This is a genomic window from Massilia sp. WG5, from assembly GCF_001412595.2.
Classification (GTDB): Bacteria; Pseudomonadota; Gammaproteobacteria; order Burkholderiales; family Burkholderiaceae_D; genus Telluria.
Map to the genome: position 1 here is coordinate 2163001 of NZ_CP012640.2, position 20231 is coordinate 2183231.

Here is a 20231-nt window from a genome sequence, read left to right on the forward strand (position 1 = left end):
CATGAGCGACAAGGACAAAGAGAATATCAACAAGGCGGCGATCCTGATGCTGGCCCTGGGCGAATCCGAAGCGGCCGAGGTGATGAAGTTCCTCGGCCCGCGCGAAGTGCTCAAGCTGGGCGCGGCGATGGCGCAGATGAAGGCGGTGCAGCACGAGGAGGTGACGGCCGTGCTGACCGACTTCCGCGAGCGCGTCGACCTGCAGTCGACCGTCGGCCTGGACTCGGACGAGTACATCCGCCAGGTGCTGACCAAGGCGCTGGGCGACGACAAGGCCGCGGTGCTGCTGAACCGCATCCTGGGCGGCAAGGACGCCTCCGGCATCGAGAGCCTGAAGTGGATGGACTCGCAGTCGGTCGCGGAACTGATCCGCAACGAGCACCCGCAGATCATCGCCACCATCCTGGTCCACCTCGAGCGCGACCAGGCCTGCGAGATCCTGGCCCACTTCACGGACCGCCTGCGCAACGACGCGGTGCTGCGTATCGCGACCCTGGACGGCGTGCAGCCGGCCGCCCTGCGCGAGCTGAACGACGTGCTGACCAAGCTCCTGTCGGGTAACGAGAACATCAAGAAGTCCTCGCTGGGCGGCGTGCGCACCGCGGCCGAGATCCTGAACTTCATGAGCGGCGATCAGGAAAGCTCGGTCATGGAGAACATCAAGAACTACGACAACGACATGGCGCAGAAGATCATGGACGAGATGTTCGTGTTCGATAACATCATCGACATCGATGACCGCGGCATCCAGCTGCTGCTGCGCGAAGTGCAGTCCGAGATGCTGATCATCGCGCTCAAGGGCGCCAGCCAGGACCTGCGCGAGAAGGTCTTCAAGAACATGTCGCAGCGTGCGGCCGAGATGATGCGCGAAGACCTCGAATCGAAGGGTCCGGTGCGCCTGTCCGAAGTGGAATCCCAGCAGAAGCAGATCCTGCAGATCGTCCGCCGCCTGGCCGACGAAGGCCAGATCGTCCTGGGCGGCAAAGGTGAGGACTCGTTCGTCTGATGGTGAACTCGAAAGACTTCCAGCCCATGTTCAAGCGCTGGGAAATGACCTCCTTCGGCGACGAGCGCGCCGGCGCCGTGGCCGAACGCCGCGCTGCCGAAGCAGCAGCCGCCGCCGCTGAAGCGCAAGCCGCCGCCCTGCGCGCGATGCAGCCGCCCCCTCCCCCGCCGGCGCCGACGATCAGCGAGGAAGAGCTCGAAGCGATCCGCGAAGCCGCGCGCCAGCAAGGCTATGCCGAGGGCTTCGCGGCCGGCCAGTCCACCGGCCACGCCAGCGGCTACGACGACGGCATGGCCATGGGTCGCGCCGAGGCGGCCGCCGAGCTGACCCACATGCAGGGCATCGCCGCCACCTTCGGCGACGCCGTCACCCAGGCCGACGAGGCGATCGCGGCCGACGTGCTGGAACTGGCCCTGCACCTGGCGAAGAACATGGTGCGCACCGCTTTCGAGGTGCGTCCCGAACTGATCCTGCCGGTGGTGCGCGAAGCGGTCGACTACCTGCCGAACCTGCAGCAGCCGGCCCTCCTGATCCTGCATCCGGAGGACGCCCTGATCGTCCGCGACAACATCGGCCACGAGCTCGAAAAAACCGGCTGGCGCATCGTCGAGGACGGCAACGTCGCGCGCGGCGGCTGCCGCATCGACACCGCCAGCAACCAGATCGACGCCCAGATCGCCTCGCGCTGGCAGCGCCTGGCGCATGCGCTGGGCCGCGACGTGGAGTGGCTGGCATGACGCTCGCCGGCGAAACGGGCCCGGACCGCCACACGGCGCGCTGGAAGTCCTACCTGAAGGACTGCGGCAATGTGCTCGATTTCGTCGAGCCGATGCTGGTCTCGGGCCGCGTCACGCGCGTGGCCGGCCTGGTGATGGAATGCGTCGGCCTGAAGCTGGCGGTGGGCAGCGCCTGCACGATCCCGGTGGCCAGCGGCGCGCGCATCGAAGCCGAGGTCGTCGGCTTCGAGGGCGAGCGCCTGTTCCTGATGCCGCAGAGCGACGTCGAAGGCGTGATACCGGGTTCGCGCGTGTTCCCGGTCGAGCCGAGCGTGCCGAAGCCCGGCAGTGTCGACCACCCGCGCCGCCGTCCGATGGACCGCGCACGCCACCTGCCGGTCGGCTGGGGCCTGCTGGGCCGCGTGGTCGACGGCGCCGGCCGCCCGCTGGACGGCAAGGGCCCGCTCGACACCCTCGAAGTGGGCCCGCTGAACGCACGCCCGATCAACCCGCTCGAACGCGCACCGATCTCGGAGACGCTGGACGTGGGCGTGCGCGCCATCAATTCCATGCTCACCGTCGGCCGCGGCCAGCGTCTCGGCCTGTTCGCCGGTACCGGCGTCGGTAAATCGGTGCTGCTGGGGATGATCGCGCGCTACACCACGGCCGACGTGATCGTGGTCGGCCTGATCGGCGAGCGTGGCCGCGAGGTGAAGGAATTCATCGAACAGATCCTGGGCGAGGAAGGCCTGGCCCGCTCCGTGGTGGTGGCGGCGCCGGCCGATTCGCCGCCGCTGCTGCGCATGCAGGGCGCCGCGTATGCGACCGCCATCGCCGAGCACTTCCGCGACGAGGGCAAGAACGTCATGCTGATCATGGATTCGCTGACCCGCTACGCGCAGGCGCAGCGCGAGATCGCGCTCGCCATCGGCGAACCGCCCGCCACCAAGGGCTATCCGCCATCGGTGTTCGCCAAGCTGCCGGTGCTGGTCGAACGCGCCGGCAACGGCCATGAAGGCGGCGGCTCCATCACCGCCTTCTACACCGTGCTGTCCGAGGGCGACGACCAGCAGGACCCGATCGCCGACGCGGCGCGCGGTATCCTCGACGGCCACATCGTCCTCAACCGCCGGCTGGCCGAAGCCGGCCACTACCCGGCGATCGACATCGAACAGTCGATCTCGCGTGCGATGCACGGCATCACCTCGCGCGAGCACCAGCAGGCGGCGCGCACGCTCAAGCAGCTGTACTCGCGCTACGAGCGCTCGCGCGACCTGATCAGCGTGGGCGCCTACGTCGCCGGCACCGACCCGGTGCTCGACAAGGCGATCGTCCTGCACGAGCGCATCGAAGCCTTCCTGTGCCAGGAAATCCATGACAACACCGACATGCTGCAGAGTTTGGGGGAATTGACCTCTCTGTTCGGCTGATTGGATGAGCTGCCCGGCCGATATACTCGATCATTATGGCCAATCCATCCGCACTCGACACCCTGATCGACCTCGCCCAGCGCGAGTCCGACCACCGCGCCAAGCGGCTCGGCGCGGCGCTGAAGGCGCTCGAGGAAGCCGAACAGAAGCTGCAGATGCTGCTGGGTTACCGCCAGGATTATGCGGACCGCCTGGACCAGGCCCAGGTGAACGGCATCACGCCCTTCGCCTACGCCAACTTCGTCGCCTTCATGGGCAAGCTGGACAACGCGGTCAGCGGCCAGCAGGAAGTGATCAAGCATGCCCAGTACAAGGCCGACACCGAACGCAATGCGCTGCAGGAGAGCGAGCGCAAGCGCCTCTCCTACCGCACCCTGAACGATCGCGCGGCGGCCCAGGCGCTGGCCGTCGAGACCAGGCGCGACCAGAAAACGATGGACGACTTCGCGGCCCGGACCGCACGATTCAAACGCTAACGCGACGCCGAACGAGATGACGATGCAGACCACTTCCTCCCTTCCGATCCAGCTGAACACCAACAGCCCGGCCCAGCGCAACGGCGCCGCCGCCAACGGCGACGCGGCGCAGTTCAGCGCCGTGCTGTCGAATGAACTGGAGCTGCGCCACGCCGCGCCGGAACCGGCCCCTGCACCGGCCGCGCCGAAAGCGGAAGCGCCGAAGCCGAAGGCCGCCGAGAAGCCGGCCCAGCCCGACGGCGCGGCCGAAGCGCAGCAGGCCGCGAAGCCGCAAGCGGCGGACAAGCCCGCGGCCGCCGACAAGAGCGCCGACGCCAAGGACAGCGACGAGGCCGGCGACGAGGACGGCAAAGCCGACGCGCAGCCGGGCCAGGCCGGCGATCCCGCCAGCGCCATGCTGGCCCTGATGGCGAGCCTGCAGCAGCCGGCCAAGGACGCGAAGGATGCCAAGGCGAGCACTGCCGCCGCCAACGCCTGGGACGCCCTCGGCGGCGCCGCCGGCAAGGGCAAGCGCGGCGACACCGCCCAGCTGGCGGCCCTGCAGGCGGCGATGAAATCGGTGTCGAAGGACGGCGCCGGCATCGCCACCAGCGCCGGCAAGGCCTTCTCCGATACCGCGGCCCTGCGCAACCCGGCCCTGGCCGCCGCCGGCGCCGCCCTCGGCGCGGACGACAAGCCCGCCGGCGCCGACGCCACGGCCAAGCTGGGCGCCGACCTGCGCGCCGCGCTGACGGCCACCAAGGGCGCCGCCGCCACGGGCCAGGGCGAGGCGCAGCTCGATGCGGCCGCACTCAGCCTGCAGCAGGCGCGCGAAGCCGCCGTGCACGAACCGCTTCCCGCGGCGGCCGCCCTGGCCCAGGCCCAGCCGGCCGTGATGGAGGCCGTGCAGGCCGCCGCCGCCGCCGAGGGGCTCTCCGCACGGGTCGGCACCGAAGCATGGGAAAACCAGGTCGGCCAGAAGATCGTCTACATGGCCGGCAGCGAGGAGCAGACCGCTTCGTTGACCCTGAACCCGCCGGACCTCGGTCCGCTGCAGGTGGTGCTCTCGGTGAGCAACGACCAGGCCAGCGTGAGCTTCTCGGCCAACCAGGAAGAGGTGCGCCAGGCCCTCGAGAACGCCCTGCCGCGCCTGCGCGAAATGATGAGCGAGAGCGGCATCACGCTGGGTAACGCCAGCGTCAACGCCGGCATGCCCGACGGCAGCCAGGCCCGGGAGCAGGCCGCGCGCAACAGCGGCGGCTTCGGCAACGGCGGCAATAACGGCCGTGGCCGTGGCAATGGCGGCAATACCGTCGAGGACAGCGTGGCCCGTCCGGTGACCCGCACCGCGATCCTTGGCGACAGGGGCATGGTCGATACCTTTGCGTGATCAGATCGCCATCAAATGCGTCAAGAAACAACGAGATAGCGCGCAATCGCCCTTCTTTTCGGCCATTGCTCCTGCTCACTTTTTCCCGATAATGACATAATGACGGGACGATCCACAGCAGGGACCGAGGTATCTTGAAAGCGAATCCAAAAATGAAGGCTGATCCGAAAGCGGACGCAGCGGCAGCACCGGCAGGCGGCAAGAACAAGTTGTTCATGATGATCGGCGCGGCCGTGCTGGTGCTCGGCCTGGGCGGCGGCGCCGGCTGGTACTTCATGCACGGCAGCGGCAACGCGGAAGCGTCCGAGCCGGCCAGGAAGGAGCATGGCGGCAGCAAGAAAAAGAGCAAGAAGGAAGCGCCGCCGGAGTACCTGGCGATCGAGCCTTTCACCGTGAACCTGCAGCCCGAAAACGGCGACCAGTACCTGCGCGTCGCATTCACGCTGCAGGTCGACGGCGCCGAACAGGCCGAGCTCATCAAGGCGAATATGGCCAAGGTGCGCAGCCGCGTGCTGCTGCTCCTGTCCGGCAAGAAGGCATCCGAGATCAATACGGTCGAAGGCAAGCAGCAACTGGCCGGCGAGATCCTGGCCGTCGTGAAGCAACCCTTCGAGTCGCATGGCGAAGAACAGGAAGTCTCGGACGTCCTGTTCACCGAGTTCATCATCCAGTAAACGGCAGCATGGCTGATAATTTTCTCTCACAGGAAGAAGTCGATGCCCTCCTCAAGGGGGTCAACGGCGATCAGGACGATGTCGCGACGCCTGAAGACACCTCGGGAGTCCGCACCTATAACCTGGCAACGCAGGAGCGGATCGTCCGCGGCCGCATGCCGACGCTCGAGATCATCAACGAGCGTTTCGCCAGGTATCTGCGGGTCGGCCTGTTCAACTTCTTGCGCCGCAGCGCCGAGGTCTCGGTCGGCTCGGTGCGCGTCTCCAAGTACAGCGAATTCATCCGCAACCTGGTGGTGCCGACCAACCTGAACCTGATCCACATGAAGCCGCTGCGCGGCACCGCGCTGATGGTGTTCGATCCGGGCCTGGTGTTCCTGCTGGTCGACAACCTGTTCGGCGGCGACGGCCGTTTCCACACCCGCGTGGAAGGCCGCGACTTTACCCAGACCGAGCAGCGCATCATCATGCGCATCCTCGATGTCGTGTTCGATGCCTATACCAAGTCCTGGGAACCGGTCCACCCGATCGAATTCGAGTACATCCGGTCGGAGATGAACACGCAGTTCGCGAACATCGCCACCCCGAACGAAGTCGTGGTATCTTGCACCTTCACCATCGAGCTCGGTTCGGTGTCGGGCCAGATCCATTTCTGCATGCCCTATTCGATGATCGAGCCGATCCGCGATGCGCTGACCTCCAGCATCCAGGGCGAGGCCCTGGAAGTGGACAAGCGCTGGATCCGCCTGCTGACGCAGCAGATCCAGGTGGCGGAAGTGGAACTGGTGGCCATGCTGGGCCACGGCAAGGCGAACTTCGACGAAATCCTGAACATGAAGGTCGGCGACGTGATCCCGATCTCGGTCCCGGAAGTCATCCAGGCCACCGTCGACGGCGTGCCCGTGATGGACTGCAGCTACGGCGTCTCGAACGGACAGTACGCGCTCAAAGTCGAACGGCTCATCGCCAATAGTGAAACCTTCCATAAAGACGGCGCCCTGCCTGGCAGCGCGGGCGCCGTGCAAGCGTAATACAGGAGCAGACCATGTCCGATACTCAAGACGACCAGAGCAGCCTCGACGATGATTGGGGCGCCGCGATTGCCGAACAGGCCGCTGCGGAAGCCGCTGCGCTGGCCAACCAGCAGCAGGCTGCCAGCGCCGCCGTGTTCAAGGATTTTTCGAACAAGTCCGCGCGCCCGGACACCCCGAACGATATCGACTTCATCCTCGATATCCCGGTACAGTTGACGGTGGAGCTGGGACGCACCAAGATCGCCATCAAGAACCTGCTGCAGCTCGCGCAGGGCTCGGTGGTGGAACTGGACGGCCTGGCCGGCGAGCCGATGGACGTGCTCGTGAACGGCTGCCTGATCGCCCAGGGCGAGGTGGTGGTCGTGAACGACAAGTTCGGTATCCGCCTCACCGACATCATCACGCCATCCGAGCGCATCCGCAAACTGAATAAATGACGACCACCGCCCGCCTGCTGACCATCCTTGCCATTACGCTGCCCCTGGCCGCCTGCGCGGCGCAGCCGGCGGCGCACAGCCAGGACCAGGTCGGCCAGGCGGGCGGCGCCGCCGCGGCGCCCGCTGCTGCAGCGGCCGCGCAGTCTTCTGCCATGCCGTCTTCCACCGCGACGGCGCCGGCGATGGCGCCTCAGCCGCAATCTTCCGATAACGCCCGGACGCAGACCGCCACGCCGGCTGCGCAGCCGCGCCGGTCCGCCGGTGCTGTCGGCGCGCCCCTTGCCGGCACTTCGGCTTCGCCCGCGCCTGCAGCAAGCGCGCCGGCAACGGAGCCGTCTGCCGTCCCCGCCGCGAATGCCCCGGCCATGAACCCGGCCAGCCCCGACGCGCCCGAAACCACGGTCGGCGGCGGCGCCGCGAACCGCGTTCCCGCAAGTCCCGCCGCGGGTCCGGTCACGATGCCCTCCGGCTCGGCCACCGGCAGCCTGCTGCAGACCCTGCTCGCCCTGATCGTGGTGCTGGCCGTGCTCGGCGCCCTGGCCTGGTTCCTGAAGCGCTACGGCCCGAAGGCCGGCGGCGGCAGCGCCAACCTGCGCGTGGTCGGCGCCCTCAACCTCGGCGGGCGCGAACGCGTGCTGGTGGTCGAAGTCGGCAACCAGTGGATCGTGGTGGGCGCCTCGCCCGGCCGCATCAACGCGCTGGCCACCATGCCGAAGCAGGACGGCGTGGACACCGGCGCCGGCGAAGGGCATGCTACCCTTGCTCCGCACGGCGCAAATGCGGCGCAACCCGCGAACAGCTTCGCCGACTGGCTGAAGCAGACCATCGACAAACGTAAGTAAATGCGCAAACAAAGAATCCTGCTGGCGGCGGGCTTGATCGGCCTGTCGCTGGCCGCCGCCGCAGCTGCAATCGCAGCGCCCGCCATCCCCGCCTTCACCACCAGCCCCGCGCCGGGTGGCGGCACCGCGTATTCGCTGCCGGTCCAGACCCTGCTCCTGATGACGGCGCTGACCTTCATCCCGGCGGCGCTGCTGATGATGACGAGTTTTACCCGCATCATCATCGTGCTGTCGCTGCTGCGCCAGGCGCTCGGCACCCAGACCGCGCCGCCGAACCAGGTGATGGTCGGGCTGGCCCTGTTCCTGACCCTGTTCGTGATGGGCCCGACGTTCGACCGCATCTACACCGAAGCCTATGTGCCGCTGCAGGAAAACCGCATCCAGATGGGCGAGGCGATGGACAAGGCCGCCGCGCCCCTGAAGGGCTTCATGCTGAAGCAGACCCGCCAGTCGGACCTGGCGCTGTTCGTGAAGATCTCGCGCACGCCGGCGCTGCAGGGCCCGGAAGACGTGCCGCTGCGGGTGCTGATCCCCTCCTTCATCACGAGCGAACTGAAGACCGCGTTCCAGATCGGCTTCGCGATCTTCATCCCCTTCCTCATCATCGACATGGTGGTCGCGTCGGTGCTGATGTCGATGGGTATGATGATGATGTCGCCGGCGGTGATCTCGCTGCCGTTCAAGCTGATGCTGTTCGTGCTGGTCGACGGCTGGCAGCTGCTGCTGGGTTCCCTGTCTCAAAGTTTCAATTAGCCAGAGCTTCAATTAAGGATAAGAGCATGACTCCGGAAAGCGTCATCGCGATGGGCCGCACGGCCATGGAAGTCACCCTGATGGTGTCGGCGCCGCTGCTGCTGGTGGCCCTGATCATCGGCCTGGTGGTCAGCATCTTCCAGGCCGCCACCCAGATCAACGAGCAGACCCTGTCCTTCATCCCCAAGCTGGTCGGCGTGTTCGTCGCGCTGGTGCTGGCCGGCCCGTGGATGCTGACCGTGATGACCGACTACATGCGAAGCGTATTCACCGGGATCCCCGGATTGATCGGTTGATTTCCTGCATATGATCAGCTTTACCACGACCGAGCTGTATGCCTGGATCGGGGGCCTGCTGTGGCCCCTGACGCGCATCCTCGGCCTGGTGACGGCCGCACCGGTGTTCGGCAATACCGGCGTGCCGATGCTGATCAAGCTGAGCCTGGGCGTGCTGCTGGCGGCGATCGTCGCACCGACCATCCCGAACATCCCTGCGGTCGACCCGACCTCCTGGGCCGGCATCCTGATCCTGGGCCAGGAAACCCTGATCGGCGTCTCGATGGGCTTCGCGATGCGCCTGGTGTTCGCCGCCATCGAATTCGCCGGCGAGGTCGCCAGCTCGACCATGGGCCTGGGCTTCGCCTCCTTCTTCGACCCCGCCACGGCCGGCCGCACCTCGGCCATCAGCCAGTTCCTGGCGCTGGTCGCGACCATGGCCTTCCTGGCCATGAACGCCCACCTGGTGCTGGTGCAGGCCCTGGTCGAGAGCTTCTTTACCCTGCCGATCTCGGCCACCCCGATGTCGCTGGCGGCGCCGCTGGAGATGGTGCGCTGGGGCGGCCGCATCTTCTCGGCCGGCCTGCAGATCGGCATGCCGATCATCGCCGCCATGCTGGTCACCAATATCGCGCTTGCCATCCTGACCCGCGCCGCACCGCAGCTGAACCTGTTCGGCATCGGCTTCCCGATCACGCTGGGCGCGGGCTTCCTGGTGATCAGCCTGACCCTGCCCTACCTCGGCACGCCGCTGCAGAACCTGTTCAACCAGGGGATCGAGGCCAGCCGCAGGATCCCACGCACCGGCGGCGAGCGGCCGGGGCAGCCAAGGCCGCCGGCGCCGCCGGCGTCGCTTGCGCCGGTGGGCTGATCCGGCTAGTGCCGCGCGCGCAGCAGCTCCACGAGCTCGCCCAGCTTCGACTCGATCGCGCGCAGCACGACCATCTGCTCGTCCTCCTTGCCGCCCTGCTGCGGATGGCGCAGGGCTTCGCGCGCCCGCATGATCTGCGCGCGGAAGGCCTGGGCATCGATGATGCCGGTCAGGTGCATGTCCGATGCCTGCCCGGCGCTGTGTCCGGCGGTTTCGAATTTCAGGGTGCTGAGGTTGAAGTGCCGCAGGATCGGCCCCTCGACGAAGGTCACGTCCTGGATATTCTCGAGCGGAATGGTCTTTTCCGTCGTCACCAGGATGCCCTTGCGAAAACGGATGTGGCGCTCGCCCAGCTGGCATTCGAGCCGGTCGAAATAATGCTGGGCCCACCAGCGGCCGACGCCCAGGAACCAGACGATGGCCAGCGGAATGCCGACCACCGTGCACATCATGCTGATGCCAATTTTCATGACCAGGAAGGGTTTGATCAGCGGATTGAATCGCGCGCGAATGACGATGGGATCGGATGTCATGGCTTGGAGAAAAATAAAGTGTTCTCCAGTGTATGCCAGCGGCGGCAAAGCCAGTAGATTAGTCGACTTCGCAGCCACGTTCGGGAAGGACGACTCATGCCTCACTCAGCCATCGCGTCCGCCTGCGACGAACTCGCCGAGCGCCGGATACCGGGCCTGCTGGACGTCATCAGGGAAGCGGGATGCATGTGCAGGCATCTCGAGTTCGATCAGACTCCGCAAAAGCATCTGTACGTGGTCGTCCAACGGCCGGTTGCGGTGCGCTGACGCTGACGCTGACGGGCGCTTCGGCGGGGGCTTCGTCGAATTCATAGGTGCCGGCGTCATGGACCTCCCATGCGCCGTCGCCCATCAGGTGCAGCACGTGGGTGTGGTGGCGCAGCACCGCGGGGCGGTGGGCGATGCTGATCAGGGTGGTGCCGCTGGCGCGCAGGCGGCTGTAGAGCGAGGCTTCGTTGCCGCTGTCGAGCGCGCTGGTGGCTTCGTCCAGGATGACGATCTCCGGCTTGTGCACCAGCACGCGGCCGAAGGCCAGGCGCTGCTGCTCGCCCACCGACAACAGCTTGTCCCAGTCGCGCACGGCGTCCAGGCCACCCACACGCCCGGCCAGGTTCGGCAGGTGCACCTGCTCCAGGATCTCCAGCAGCTGCTCGTCGCTCAGGGATGAATCCGCGCTGGGGTAGATGAGCTGGCTGCGCAGCGTGCCCTGCTGCAGGTAGGGCTGCTGGGGCAGGAAGAAGAAATCCTCCAGCGGCGGATGATGGATGGTGCCGCTGCCGTCATGCCACAGGCCGGCGATCGCCCGCAGCAACGAGCTTTTGCCGCAGCCGCTGTCGCCGGTGATGAGCAGCGCATCGCCCGCTTCCAGGCTCAGGCTCAGTTCCTTGATGAGCACCCGGTCGGATTGCGGCGGATGCAGGGTCAGGGATTCCAGCGCCAGATGCTGGCCCGGACGGGTCTGGATGCGCGCTTGCGCGCCCCCGGTCGCGTCCGCGGACGCCGCCTCCGGCAGGACCAGGTTGGACAGCGCCTTCAGGCGGTCGATGCCGGCGACGAAGCGGCTCAGGCTCTCGAAGTTATCGACGATCACGCCCACCGCGCCGAGCACCGCGGTAAAGGCGCCGGTCGCCTGGATCGCCCGCCCCACTTCGAGCTCGCCCGACAGGACGCCATTCGCCAGGATCACGCCCGGCAGCACCAGGGTCAGCTGGCTGAAGCTGCGCTGGAAGAAGTTCAGGGAGCGCTGTTTCCGGATCAGCCTGGCGAAGTTATTGATGACCTTGTCGAGCTTCCTGTCGATGTGCGCGCGCTCCTGCGCTTCGCCGCGGTAGAACGCGATCGACTCGGCATTTTCACGCACGCGCATCAGGCTGAAGCGGAAATCCGCCTCGCGCCGCAGCTGCCAGAAATTCAGGTGGATCAGCGGCGTACCGAATACCCAGAGGGCGACGACGGTGCCCAGCAGCGCGTACACCGCCAGCACGCCGACCAGCAGGTGGGATATCGACCACAGCACGGCGCTGAAGGCCACCAGCTGCATGAGCGAGCCCAGGAAGATCAGCAGGAAGTTGATGGACCGGCCGGTGAAGGTATTGATGTCTTCGCTGATGCGCTGGTCGGGGTTGTCGATTTCGCTGTCGGACCCGAGTTCGTAGTACTTGCGCCCTTTCAGGTAGCCGTCGAGGAAACGGCCGGTCAGCCAGCGCCGCCACTGGTTGGCGAAGACATCGCGCATGTAGTAGTAGAACGCGTAGGTCGGGACCGCGAACGCCAGGATGAACAGGCAGGCCCGCACCGATGTCCAGAAGCGGCCGCCATCCTTGGCCGCCAGCGCCGAGGTCATTTCGCCCGACTGGTCGTTCAGCATGACGGCCAGCCGGGTGTCGACCAGCATCAGCACGATCAGGAGCAGCAGCAGGAGCCAGGCCTTCTTCCGCTCCTCCCCCAGCCAGTACGGCTTCGCCACATTGACAAATTGCTTCCATGCAGCCAGGGACAAGGGGGCTGTGCGGCGTTTGGCGGTATTCGCTGAAGTCGGCGTAGTCATGCCTCCAGAATACGTCCGCACCCGAGGCCGCTCAGTGCGGCAACAGACATAGCATTCCGGAACGATTAGCTTATGTAATTGAACAACGACAAGCCCGACATCGTCTTGAAGGACATCTGCGCCGCCTGCAGGGTCTGCTGCTGCTGCGAGAACAGCGAGATCGCCTTCACCATGTCCAGGTCCTGCAGGTTGCTCAGGGTGGTCTGGTACTGGACGTTGAGGTCGTCGCCGGTACTGTCGAGGTTGTCGAGTTCCTTCATGCGCGCGCCCACCGAGGCCTGCACGGTCAGCACATTGTCCAGCGCGTTCTTCATGTTCGCACCTGCGCTGGCCAGGCCATTCGCCAGGGCCGCCTTGCCGGTCGCGCCATCGGCCGGGGCGCGCAGGGTGTTGATCAGGTTCGTGATGGTGGTGAACACCGACTGCTTCGCGCTCGGCGCGGTGCTGAAGGTATCGCCATCGGCGGGTGCGCCCTTGATGTCCATCGACATGCCGGCGAAGGCGATGCTGGCGCCTTCGGTGTAAGGCTGGTCCGTCGGCAGGGTCGGGTCCGGCGTCGCCGCCGACGGGTCGGTGACCGAGTAGGTGGTCACCGCGGGGGTGCCGGCCACCTTGAAGGTGATCTGGTAGTCGTGGCCGGTCAATTTACTGCTGTCGACCACCGCGCCCGGCGAAATGATGCCCGCGCCCTTGTTGTTGCTGCCCGCGGCGGTCGTGAAGCTGCCGTTGCCGGTCGGGATGGCTTCGAAGATGGCGCTTCCGGTTTCGCTGATCGCCATCTTGCGCGACGAGCCGACCTGCAGCATGCGCTGGCCCTGGTCGCCCTGGTAGGAAGCGCCGGTCGCGGTCTTCGAGAACGGCTGGGTGGTCGAGGCGTAGCCCGAGAACAGGTAACCGCCGGTGCCGTCGGCGGTGTTGGCCAGGCCCATCAGGTCGGTCAGGCGACCTTCGAGTTCGGTCGCCAGGGCTGCGCGGTTGCTGGCGTCGTAGCCGCCGTTGCCGGCGGTGACGATCAGGGTCTGGATGTCCTGGACCTGCCCGCTCACGTCCTGCAGCGTCTTGTCCACCAGCGACAGCGAGGCGTTCGCATTGCTGCGGTTGGTGCCGAACTGCGTGTTCATCGACTGCGACTGCGTGACCTCGAGCGCGCGCGCGGTCGCGATCGGATCGTCCGCCGCGGTCAGGTTGCGCTTGTTGGTCGACAGCTGCATCTGGGTCTTGGCCATCTGGCTCTGCAGCGTGTTCAGCTGGGTGGTGCCGGCGTTGTAGATCGCGTTGGTGCTGATGCGAAGGACCATGGTTCAAAACTCCCTTATTGCGCGATCTGCAGCAGCGCGTTGAAGATCGTGTCCGCCACCTGCATCACCTTGCCGGCCGCCTGGTAGGCCTGCTGGTACTTCAGCAGGTTGGCCGCCTCCTCGTCCAGGTTCACGCCCGAGACGTTTTCCGCCGCCTTGCTGGCCTGGTCCAGCTGGGCCGCGCTGGCTTCGGAATTGACCTGCACTTCGCGGGTCTTGTTGCCGATCGCGCTGACGACGTGGGCATAGGCCGACTGGTAGGTCGCGCTGCCGTTCTCGAGGATGTTCTTCGACTGCAGGTCGCCCAGCAGGCTGGCGTTGCGGGTGTCGCCGACGCCGGTGTTGTGGGCGATGGTGAAGGTGTCGCCTTCCTGCGGCGCGCCGCTCATCGAAAAACTGATGCCGGCCACCGTATAGGTCGCGCCGTCCTGGAACGGGACCGGGTCGCCGATGGGGATGGGCTGGTCCTTGCCGCCCACCGTCATCGTCACCTGTTGCCCTGCCGGCAGGCCGGTCAGATTGCCCGATACGATCTTGATATCGATCTTGGCGCCGGCGGCCAGCGGCGAGGCCAGGTAGGCCTGGGTGACCGAACCTTCGCTGATCTTGGCGGTGCCGGTGTTGGACAGCGGGATGCTGGTGGCGATCGGCGCGCCGGCCGCGACCTGCGAGACGTCGCTCAGCGCCAGCTTCAGGCCGGCGGCGCCGTTGATGGTCGGGCGTACCAGGAAGTTATCGCCGGCCGCGACCTTGGTCCCGGTGATCGAATAGGACATGCCGTCGATCACCTGCGGATTGGTGGTGATATCGTAGGGCTGGTTATCCGACAGGCGGATCACCTGGTAGTTGGAGCCGTTGTACTGGACCTTGTAGTCGCTGGTGGTCAGCTTGGTGGCGTCGCTCACGGTGGCGACGATCTTGGTATCGGTGGTCGGGTTGTTGTTGACGTTCTTGGTGACCTCGGCCGGCGTCACCGTGAAGAAGTCGCCGCCCGGATTGCCGTTGGCGTCCAGGCCCAGGTGGTGCTGGTCGTTGAAGGTCTGCGCCAGGCCCAGGGCGATGCGGCCCAGCGAATTCTGGGCCAGGTCGAGCGACTTGGTGCGGAATTCCAGTACCCCGCCCAGGGCGCCGCCGGTCAGCGCGCTCTCCGGCAGCGGCGACAGCTTGCCCCCGGTCTCGTAGCCGACCGTGATGCGGGTCTGGTCGGTCGGCGAGTTCATGGCCACCAGCTGGAAGTTGTTCGAACCGACCACCAGCGGCTGGCCGTTGCCGATCGAGACCGTCAGCATATTGTTATCGCCCGGCATGACAGTCGCCTTGACCTGCTTGTTCAGGTCCATGATCAGCTGGTCGCGCTTGTCGACCAGGTCGTTCGGCAGGTTCAGGCTGTCGCCCGCGGACAGCTTGCCGATCTGGTCGTTCAGCTTGGCGATCTGCGAGGCATAGGTGTTGACCAGGTTGACGCTGGAGGTGACCTGGGTGTTCACGCCCTGGCGGATCTCTTCCAGGCGCCCGTTCATGCTCTGGAAGCGCGCGGCCAGGGTGTCGGCCGAGCTCAGCAGCGCGCCGCGCGAGGGCACGCCGGCGCGGTCGCCGGTCAGGTTCTGCACCGCCGAGAAGAAGTCCTGCAGCGCCGGCGACAGGCCGGACGTGGTGTCGGCCAGCAGGTTGTCGATCTGGCTGACCTGGGCTGCGTAGGCATCCAGCCCGCTGCTCGACGCCTGGGCGGTGCGCACCTGGGCGTTCAGGAACTCGTCCGAATAGCGCTTGACCTGGGCGATCTGGGTGCCGGTACCGATGAATCCATTGCTGCCCCCCATCGAGATCGACGTTTCCTGCACCACCGCCTGGCGGCTGTAGCCCGCCACGTTCGCGTTGGTGATGTTGTTGCCGGTCGTCGCCAGCGCCGCCTGGGCGGCGTACAAACCGGACTTGCCGATGCTAAGGAGGGACATGTGCTGTTTTCCTGTCTACTTTATTGTTGTCGGCACAATGCGCAAAAACTTTAAGCCAACGAGTGCTTGATGATCCGCGACAGCTTGGCTGCGTATTGCGGGTCGGTGGCGTAGCCGGCGCGCTGCAGGCCGTGGGCGAAGGCCGAGGCGTCACCGCCGTGGGCCAGCACTTTTTCGTAGCGCGGATTATTGCTGAGCATTTTCGCGTAATCCTTGAACGCTTCCGCATGCGAGGCGTAGGCGCGGAATTTTTCGACGCGGGCGTGCGGCTTGCCGTTCACGTATTCGGTGGTGACGGCGGTGGCGACCTTGCCCTTCCAGCCCGGGCCGGCCTTGATGCCGAACAGGTTGTTGCTGGAGCTGCCGTCGCTGTTGCGGATCACGCGCTTGCCCCAGCCGGTTTCCAGCGCCGCCTGGCCCAGCATGAACTTGGCCGGCACGCCGGTTGCCTTTTCGGCTTCCTCGGCGGCGTCGGCCAGCTTGTCCTGGAAGGCGCGCACGTGGGCCGGCTTGCCGGCATCGCTGGTGCTGCGCGCACTGCCGGTGACGCCGGATGCGGCGGCCGTGCCGTCGGTCGACATGCTGTCGTTGTCGAATTTCAGGTGCGCCGCATTGCTGCCCTGCCCGCCGGCCGGATTGCTGCCGATCGCCAGCGCGCCCGACTGCATCTCCTTGGCCAGCGCCGCGCCGGACTGCTGCGCCGTCAGCTGGCGCACCAGCACGTCGGCCAGGCCGATGCCGCGCTTGGCCAGCTTCTGGCTCATCTGCTGGTCGAGCATCGTGGTGAAGGTCTTGGTCTCCTGGCTGTCCATCATGCCGTCCTGCGGCGTGGCGTCGCGCATGCTCTTCATCATCATGTTGATGAACATGGACTCGAACTGGGTCGCCGCGCCTTTCAGGGCTTCCGGCGAACCGGCCTTGGCGGACTGCTTCAGGTCGCCGAGGCTGTTGGTGTCGAGCGCGAATTTTCCGGACAGGTCAGAGGTCGAGCCAAGCATGGGGGCCTTCATTTTTTAGATGATCTCGAGTTCCGCGCGCAGCGAGCCCGCGGCCTTGAGGGCCTGCAGGATCGCCAGCAGGTCTTGCGGGGTCGCGCCGATCGCGTTCATCGCCTTCACGACTTCGGCCAGCGAGGCGCCGTTGTTCAGCATGATGACCTTGCCGGCATCCTTCTTGACCGAGACCGACGGGTTCTGGGTCACCACGGTGGCGCCGCGCGAGCCGGCGGGCGGCTGGCTCACGGCCGTATCGGCGCCGATCGTCACCGACAGATTGCCGTGCGAGATCGCGCAGCTGTCCAGGGTCACGCTGCGGTTCATCACGACCGAGCCGGTGCGCGCATTCAGGATCACCTTGGCGGCCGCCTCGGCCGGCTTGACGTCCATGTTTTCCAGGATGCCCAGGAAAGAAACGCGCTGGTCGCTCGACGAGGGCACGCGCACGCGGATCACGCGGCCGTCCAGCGCCGTGGCGACGCCCGGGCCGAACTTGTCGTTGACCGCTTCGACCACGCGGCTGGCGGTGGCGAAGTCGGTGGTGTTCAGCTCCAGCTTGACCTGGTTGTCGGCGCCGAGGTTCGACGCGACCGCGCGTTCGACCGTGGCGCCGCTCGAGATGCGGCCGACCGCCAGCTGGTTCACCTGCACCGAAGCGCCGCCGCCCGAGCCCCCTGCCCCGCCGACCAGCACGTTGCCCTGGGCCATGGCGTAGACCTGGCCGTCGGCGCCCTGCAGCGGCGTCATGAGGAGGGTGCCGCCGCGCAGGCTCTTCGCGTTACCCATCGAGGACACGGTCACGTCGATGGTCTGGCCCGGCTGGGCGAAGGCCGGCAGCGAGGTGGTCACCATCACGGCGGCCACGTTCTTCAGCTGGAGCTGGGTGCCGGCCGGCAGGCTGATGCCCTTCTGCTGCAGCATCGCCATGATCGACTGGACGGTAAACGGGGTCTGGGTGGTCTGGTCGCCGGTGCCGTCGAGGCCGACCACGATGCCGTAGCCGGACAGCTGGTTCTGGCGCACGCCGCCGAAGCTGGCGATGTCCTTCAGGCGCTCGGCCTGGGCCGGGGTCGAGAGCATCGGGCCGATCAGGGCAGCGGCCAGGATGAGCAGCTTGCAGTTCATATTCATGTTCTAGTCAGTCGGGGTCAGAGCCCACCCGTGTGAACCGGGATCTGACCCCAAGTCATCAAAATGGCAGCATCGATTGGAAGAAGCGCGACATCATCGAGGTGAACTCGGCGCGGTCGATCTGGCTGTTGGTGCGGTACTCGACGCGGGCGTCGGCCACCAGGGTCGACGACACGACGTTGCCCGGCTGGATCGTGTCCGGGTTGACCATGCCCGAGAAGCGGATGAATTCGACGCCCTTGTTCATGGCGACCTGCTTCTCGCCGACCACGACCAGGTTGCCGTTCGGGAGCACCTCGGACACCGTCACGCCGATCGTGCCGGTGAAGGCGTTCGAGGCGGTCTGGGTGTCGCCGTCGGCGTACTTGTTGGCGGTGCTGGCGGAGACGTTCGCGCCCAGCCTGCCCTGCAACGGCCCCGGGACGCCGAAGCTGGCGCTGCCCGACTTGTTGCCGGTGCTGGCGCCGCTCTTGTTGGCCGAAGTCTTCTCGACGATGCTGACGGTGAGGATGTCGCCGATATGGCGCGCGCGGCGGTCCTCGAACATCGGACGGAAGGTGCTGGCGTTGTAGATCGCGCCTTCGGACGGCGTGCCGGCACCGGCCATCATCGGCCGCACCGAGGTCGGGCCCTTGACGATCGAGGTCGGCGTGGCGGCGCAGCCGGCCACCAGGGCCGAAGTGATCGCCATCGCCGCCCGTGTGCGACGATGGCTTCCCGCGCAGGCGGGAATCCAAGTGCCTTTAAAAACCATTTTCATAACTGTGCCAGCTTCTGCAGCATCTGGTCGGAGGTCGTGATCGCCTTCGAGTTGATCTCGTAGGCGCGCTGGGTCTGGATCATGTTGACCATTTCCTCGACCACGTTGACGTTCGAGGTTTCGACATAGCCCTGCATCAGGGCGCCGGCGCCGTTGGTGCCGGGGGTGTTGGTGTTCGCGGTGCCGGAGGCGCCGGTCTCGACGTACAGGTTCTCGCCGCGCGATTCCAGGCCGGCCGGGTTCACGAACGTGGACAGCTGGATCGAGCCGATCTGGGTCGGCGCGGTCTGGCCCGGGGTGGTCACGGAGACGGTGCCGTCGCGGCCCACGGTCATCGACAGCGCATTGTTCGGCACCGTGATCGGCGGCTGCAGCACGTAGCCGCTGGAGGTGACCAGCTGGCCGTTGGCGTCGCTCTGGAAGGAGCCGTCACGGGTGTAGGCCTGGGTGCCGTCCGGCAGCAGCACCTGGAAGTAGCCGGCGCCGTTGACCATCACGTCCTTGGAGTTGCCGGTCTGCTGCGGGTTGCCCTGGGTGTGGATGCGCTCGGTGGCGACGGTGCGCACACCGGTACCGATCTGCAGGCCCGAAGGGAGCTGGGTCTGTTGCGAGGACTGGGCGCCGGGCTGGCGCACGTTCTGGTACAGCAGGTCCTCGAACACCGCACGCGACTTCTTGAAGCCGTTGGTGCTGACGTTGGCGAGGTTGTTGGTGATGACGTCGAGGTTGGTCTGCTGGGCTTCGAGACCGGTCTTGGCGATGAATAAGGAACGGATCATGGTGGAGTTCTCCTGACGGCGACGGAACTCCATCGCCCACCATGAAATTATGTCCCAGCAGCAATCAACTCAAAGCGAGGATCTGGGTGGCTTTCGCCGCGTTATTCTCGGCGTTCTTCAACAGGCTCATTTGGGTTTCGAAGGAGCGCGCCAGCGAAATCATGTTGACCATCGAGTCGACCGCCGACACATTGCTGCCTTCGAGGGCGCCGCCGGCCACCGTCACGGCCGGATCGGCCTGGGCGCTGCTGCCGTCCTTCAGGCGGAACAGGCCGTCGTCGCCGCGCACCAGGTCGGCCTCGTTCGGATTCACCAGCTTGATCCGGCCCAGCACGGTGGGCGCGGCCGGGGTGGTGGTGGTCGACAGGGTCGAGATGGTGCCGTCGCTGCCGACCGACACGGTCACGTCCGGTGGAATCGTGATCGGACCGCCCTCGCCGGCGATGGTCTGGCCGTTGGCGGTCTGCAGGATGCCGTTCGGGCTGAGCTGCAGTGAACCGTTGCGCGTGTACGACTCGGTGCCGTCCGCGTTCTGGAGCGCGATCCAGCCCTTGCCCTTGACCGCGACGTCGAGGTCGCGCCCCGTCACCTGCAGCGGACCGGCAGAGAAATCGGCGCCGGTCGTGTTGTCGACCACGAAGGCGCGCGTGGGCAGGCCCTCGCTCTGGACCGGCACCGCGCGGAAGGTATCGAACTGCGCGCGGAACCCGGTGGTGCTGAGGTTCGCGAGGTTGTTCGACGTGGTCGCCTGCTGCTCCATGATGTGCTTGGCGCCGCTGGCTGCTGTGTAAATCAAGCGATCCATGATCTCTCTCTGTCTTCCATCAAACCGGGGTCAGACTCCGCTTTT

General features: G+C 66.4%; 21 protein-coding genes. 12 read left to right on the forward strand and 9 right to left on the reverse strand.

Annotated elements, in window-relative coordinates:
* The first annotated feature begins 1 nt into the window (after position 1).
* The 12 genes from fliG (at position 2) to fliR (ending at position 9883) form a co-directional block, all read left to right on the forward strand.
* Positions 2-1006: a flagellar motor switch protein FliG gene (gene fliG / locus AM586_RS09615; protein ID WP_060567065.1), complete on the forward strand. Its 1005-nt coding sequence runs from the start codon at positions 2-4 to the stop codon at positions 1004-1006.
* Positions 1006-1743 carry a flagellar assembly protein FliH gene (locus AM586_RS09620; RefSeq protein ID WP_047824171.1) on the forward strand — a complete coding sequence of 246 codons (738 nt, stop codon included), beginning with the start codon at positions 1006-1008 and terminating at the stop codon, positions 1741-1743. The genes fliG and AM586_RS09620 overlap by 1 nt, the downstream gene beginning before the upstream one ends.
* Positions 1740-3152: a flagellar protein export ATPase FliI gene (fliI, locus tag AM586_RS09625; protein WP_047824172.1), complete on the forward strand. Its 1413-nt coding sequence runs from the start codon at positions 1740-1742 to the stop codon at positions 3150-3152. The genes AM586_RS09620 and fliI overlap by 4 nt, the downstream gene beginning before the upstream one ends.
* Positions 3153-3187: 35 nt before the next feature.
* On the forward strand, positions 3188-3628 hold the full coding sequence (gene fliJ / locus AM586_RS09630) for a flagellar export protein FliJ (protein ID WP_047824175.1): 441 nt from the start codon (positions 3188-3190) through the stop codon (positions 3626-3628).
* Positions 3629-3650: 22 nt separating this feature from the next.
* Positions 3651-4997, forward strand: a complete 1347-nt coding sequence (locus AM586_RS09635) for a flagellar hook-length control protein FliK (protein WP_109370455.1) — start codon at positions 3651-3653, stop codon at positions 4995-4997.
* Between the two features lie 152 nt (positions 4998-5149).
* Positions 5150-5671, forward strand: a complete 522-nt coding sequence (gene fliL, locus AM586_RS09640; protein WP_047824179.1) for a flagellar basal body-associated protein FliL — start codon at positions 5150-5152, stop codon at positions 5669-5671.
* Between the two features lie 8 nt (positions 5672-5679).
* Positions 5680-6702 (forward strand): flagellar motor switch protein FliM, encoded by a 1023-nt coding sequence (gene fliM / locus AM586_RS09645; protein WP_047824181.1) that lies wholly within the window; start codon positions 5680-5682, stop codon positions 6700-6702.
* A 14-nt stretch (positions 6703-6716) separates the two neighbouring features.
* Positions 6717-7142 (forward strand): flagellar motor switch protein FliN, encoded by a 426-nt coding sequence (gene fliN, locus AM586_RS09650; RefSeq protein ID WP_047824183.1) that lies wholly within the window; start codon positions 6717-6719, stop codon positions 7140-7142.
* Complete coding sequence (gene fliO, locus AM586_RS28810) at positions 7139-7984, forward strand: flagellar biosynthetic protein FliO (RefSeq protein ID WP_229411095.1); 846 nt, start codon at positions 7139-7141, stop codon at positions 7982-7984. The genes fliN and fliO overlap by 4 nt, the downstream gene beginning before the upstream one ends.
* A complete protein-coding gene (fliP, locus tag AM586_RS09660) occupies positions 7985-8737 on the forward strand; it encodes a flagellar type III secretion system pore protein FliP (RefSeq protein WP_047824185.1) in 753 nt (250 codons plus the stop codon).
* A 26-nt stretch (positions 8738-8763) separates the two neighbouring features.
* Positions 8764-9033: a flagellar biosynthesis protein FliQ gene (fliQ, locus tag AM586_RS09665; RefSeq protein WP_047824186.1), complete on the forward strand. Its 270-nt coding sequence runs from the start codon at positions 8764-8766 to the stop codon at positions 9031-9033.
* Positions 9034-9043: 10 nt separating this feature from the next.
* On the forward strand, positions 9044-9883 hold the full coding sequence (fliR, locus tag AM586_RS09670) for a flagellar biosynthetic protein FliR (protein ID WP_047824196.1): 840 nt from the start codon (positions 9044-9046) through the stop codon (positions 9881-9883).
* A 5-nt stretch (positions 9884-9888) separates the two neighbouring features.
* Here fliR and AM586_RS09675 read toward each other — a convergent pair whose 3' ends face one another.
* The 9 genes from AM586_RS09675 to flgF all read right to left on the reverse strand — a co-directional run bounded on the left by AM586_RS09675 (position 9889) and on the right by flgF (position 20186).
* On the reverse strand, positions 9889-10416 hold the full coding sequence (locus AM586_RS09675; protein WP_052233409.1) for a PH domain-containing protein: 528 nt from the start codon (positions 10414-10416) through the stop codon (positions 9889-9891).
* Between the two features lie 169 nt (positions 10417-10585).
* Positions 10586-12382: an ABC transporter ATP-binding protein/permease gene (locus tag AM586_RS09680; RefSeq protein WP_162600535.1), complete on the reverse strand. Its 1797-nt coding sequence runs from the start codon at positions 12380-12382 to the stop codon at positions 10586-10588.
* A gap of 146 nt (positions 12383-12528) precedes the next feature.
* Positions 12529-13761 (reverse strand): flagellar hook-associated protein FlgL, encoded by a 1233-nt coding sequence (flgL, locus tag AM586_RS09685; protein ID WP_047824198.1) that lies wholly within the window; start codon positions 13759-13761, stop codon positions 12529-12531.
* A 14-nt stretch (positions 13762-13775) separates the two neighbouring features.
* Entirely contained in the window at positions 13776-15716 is a 1941-nt protein-coding gene (gene flgK, locus AM586_RS09690; RefSeq protein WP_047824200.1) for a flagellar hook-associated protein FlgK, read from the reverse strand.
* A 50-nt stretch (positions 15717-15766) separates the two neighbouring features.
* On the reverse strand, positions 15767-16714 hold the full coding sequence (gene flgJ, locus AM586_RS09695) for a flagellar assembly peptidoglycan hydrolase FlgJ (RefSeq protein ID WP_047824202.1): 948 nt from the start codon (positions 16712-16714) through the stop codon (positions 15767-15769).
* A 15-nt stretch (positions 16715-16729) separates the two neighbouring features.
* Positions 16730-17836, reverse strand: coding sequence for a flagellar basal body P-ring protein FlgI (locus tag AM586_RS09700; RefSeq protein WP_269467313.1), 1107 nt, complete (start codon positions 17834-17836; stop codon positions 16730-16732).
* A gap of 64 nt (positions 17837-17900) precedes the next feature.
* Positions 17901-18533: a flagellar basal body L-ring protein FlgH gene (locus AM586_RS09705; RefSeq protein WP_047824206.1), complete on the reverse strand. Its 633-nt coding sequence runs from the start codon at positions 18531-18533 to the stop codon at positions 17901-17903.
* A gap of 65 nt (positions 18534-18598) precedes the next feature.
* A complete protein-coding gene (flgG, locus tag AM586_RS09710) occupies positions 18599-19381 on the reverse strand; it encodes a flagellar basal-body rod protein FlgG (protein WP_047824208.1) in 783 nt (260 codons plus the stop codon).
* Between the two features lie 64 nt (positions 19382-19445).
* The gene (gene flgF / locus AM586_RS09715) at positions 19446-20186 is read right to left on the reverse strand and encodes a flagellar basal-body rod protein FlgF (protein WP_047824210.1); all 741 of its coding nucleotides are present in this window, start codon (positions 20184-20186) and stop codon (positions 19446-19448) included.
* Positions 20187-20231 lie beyond the last annotated feature (45 nt).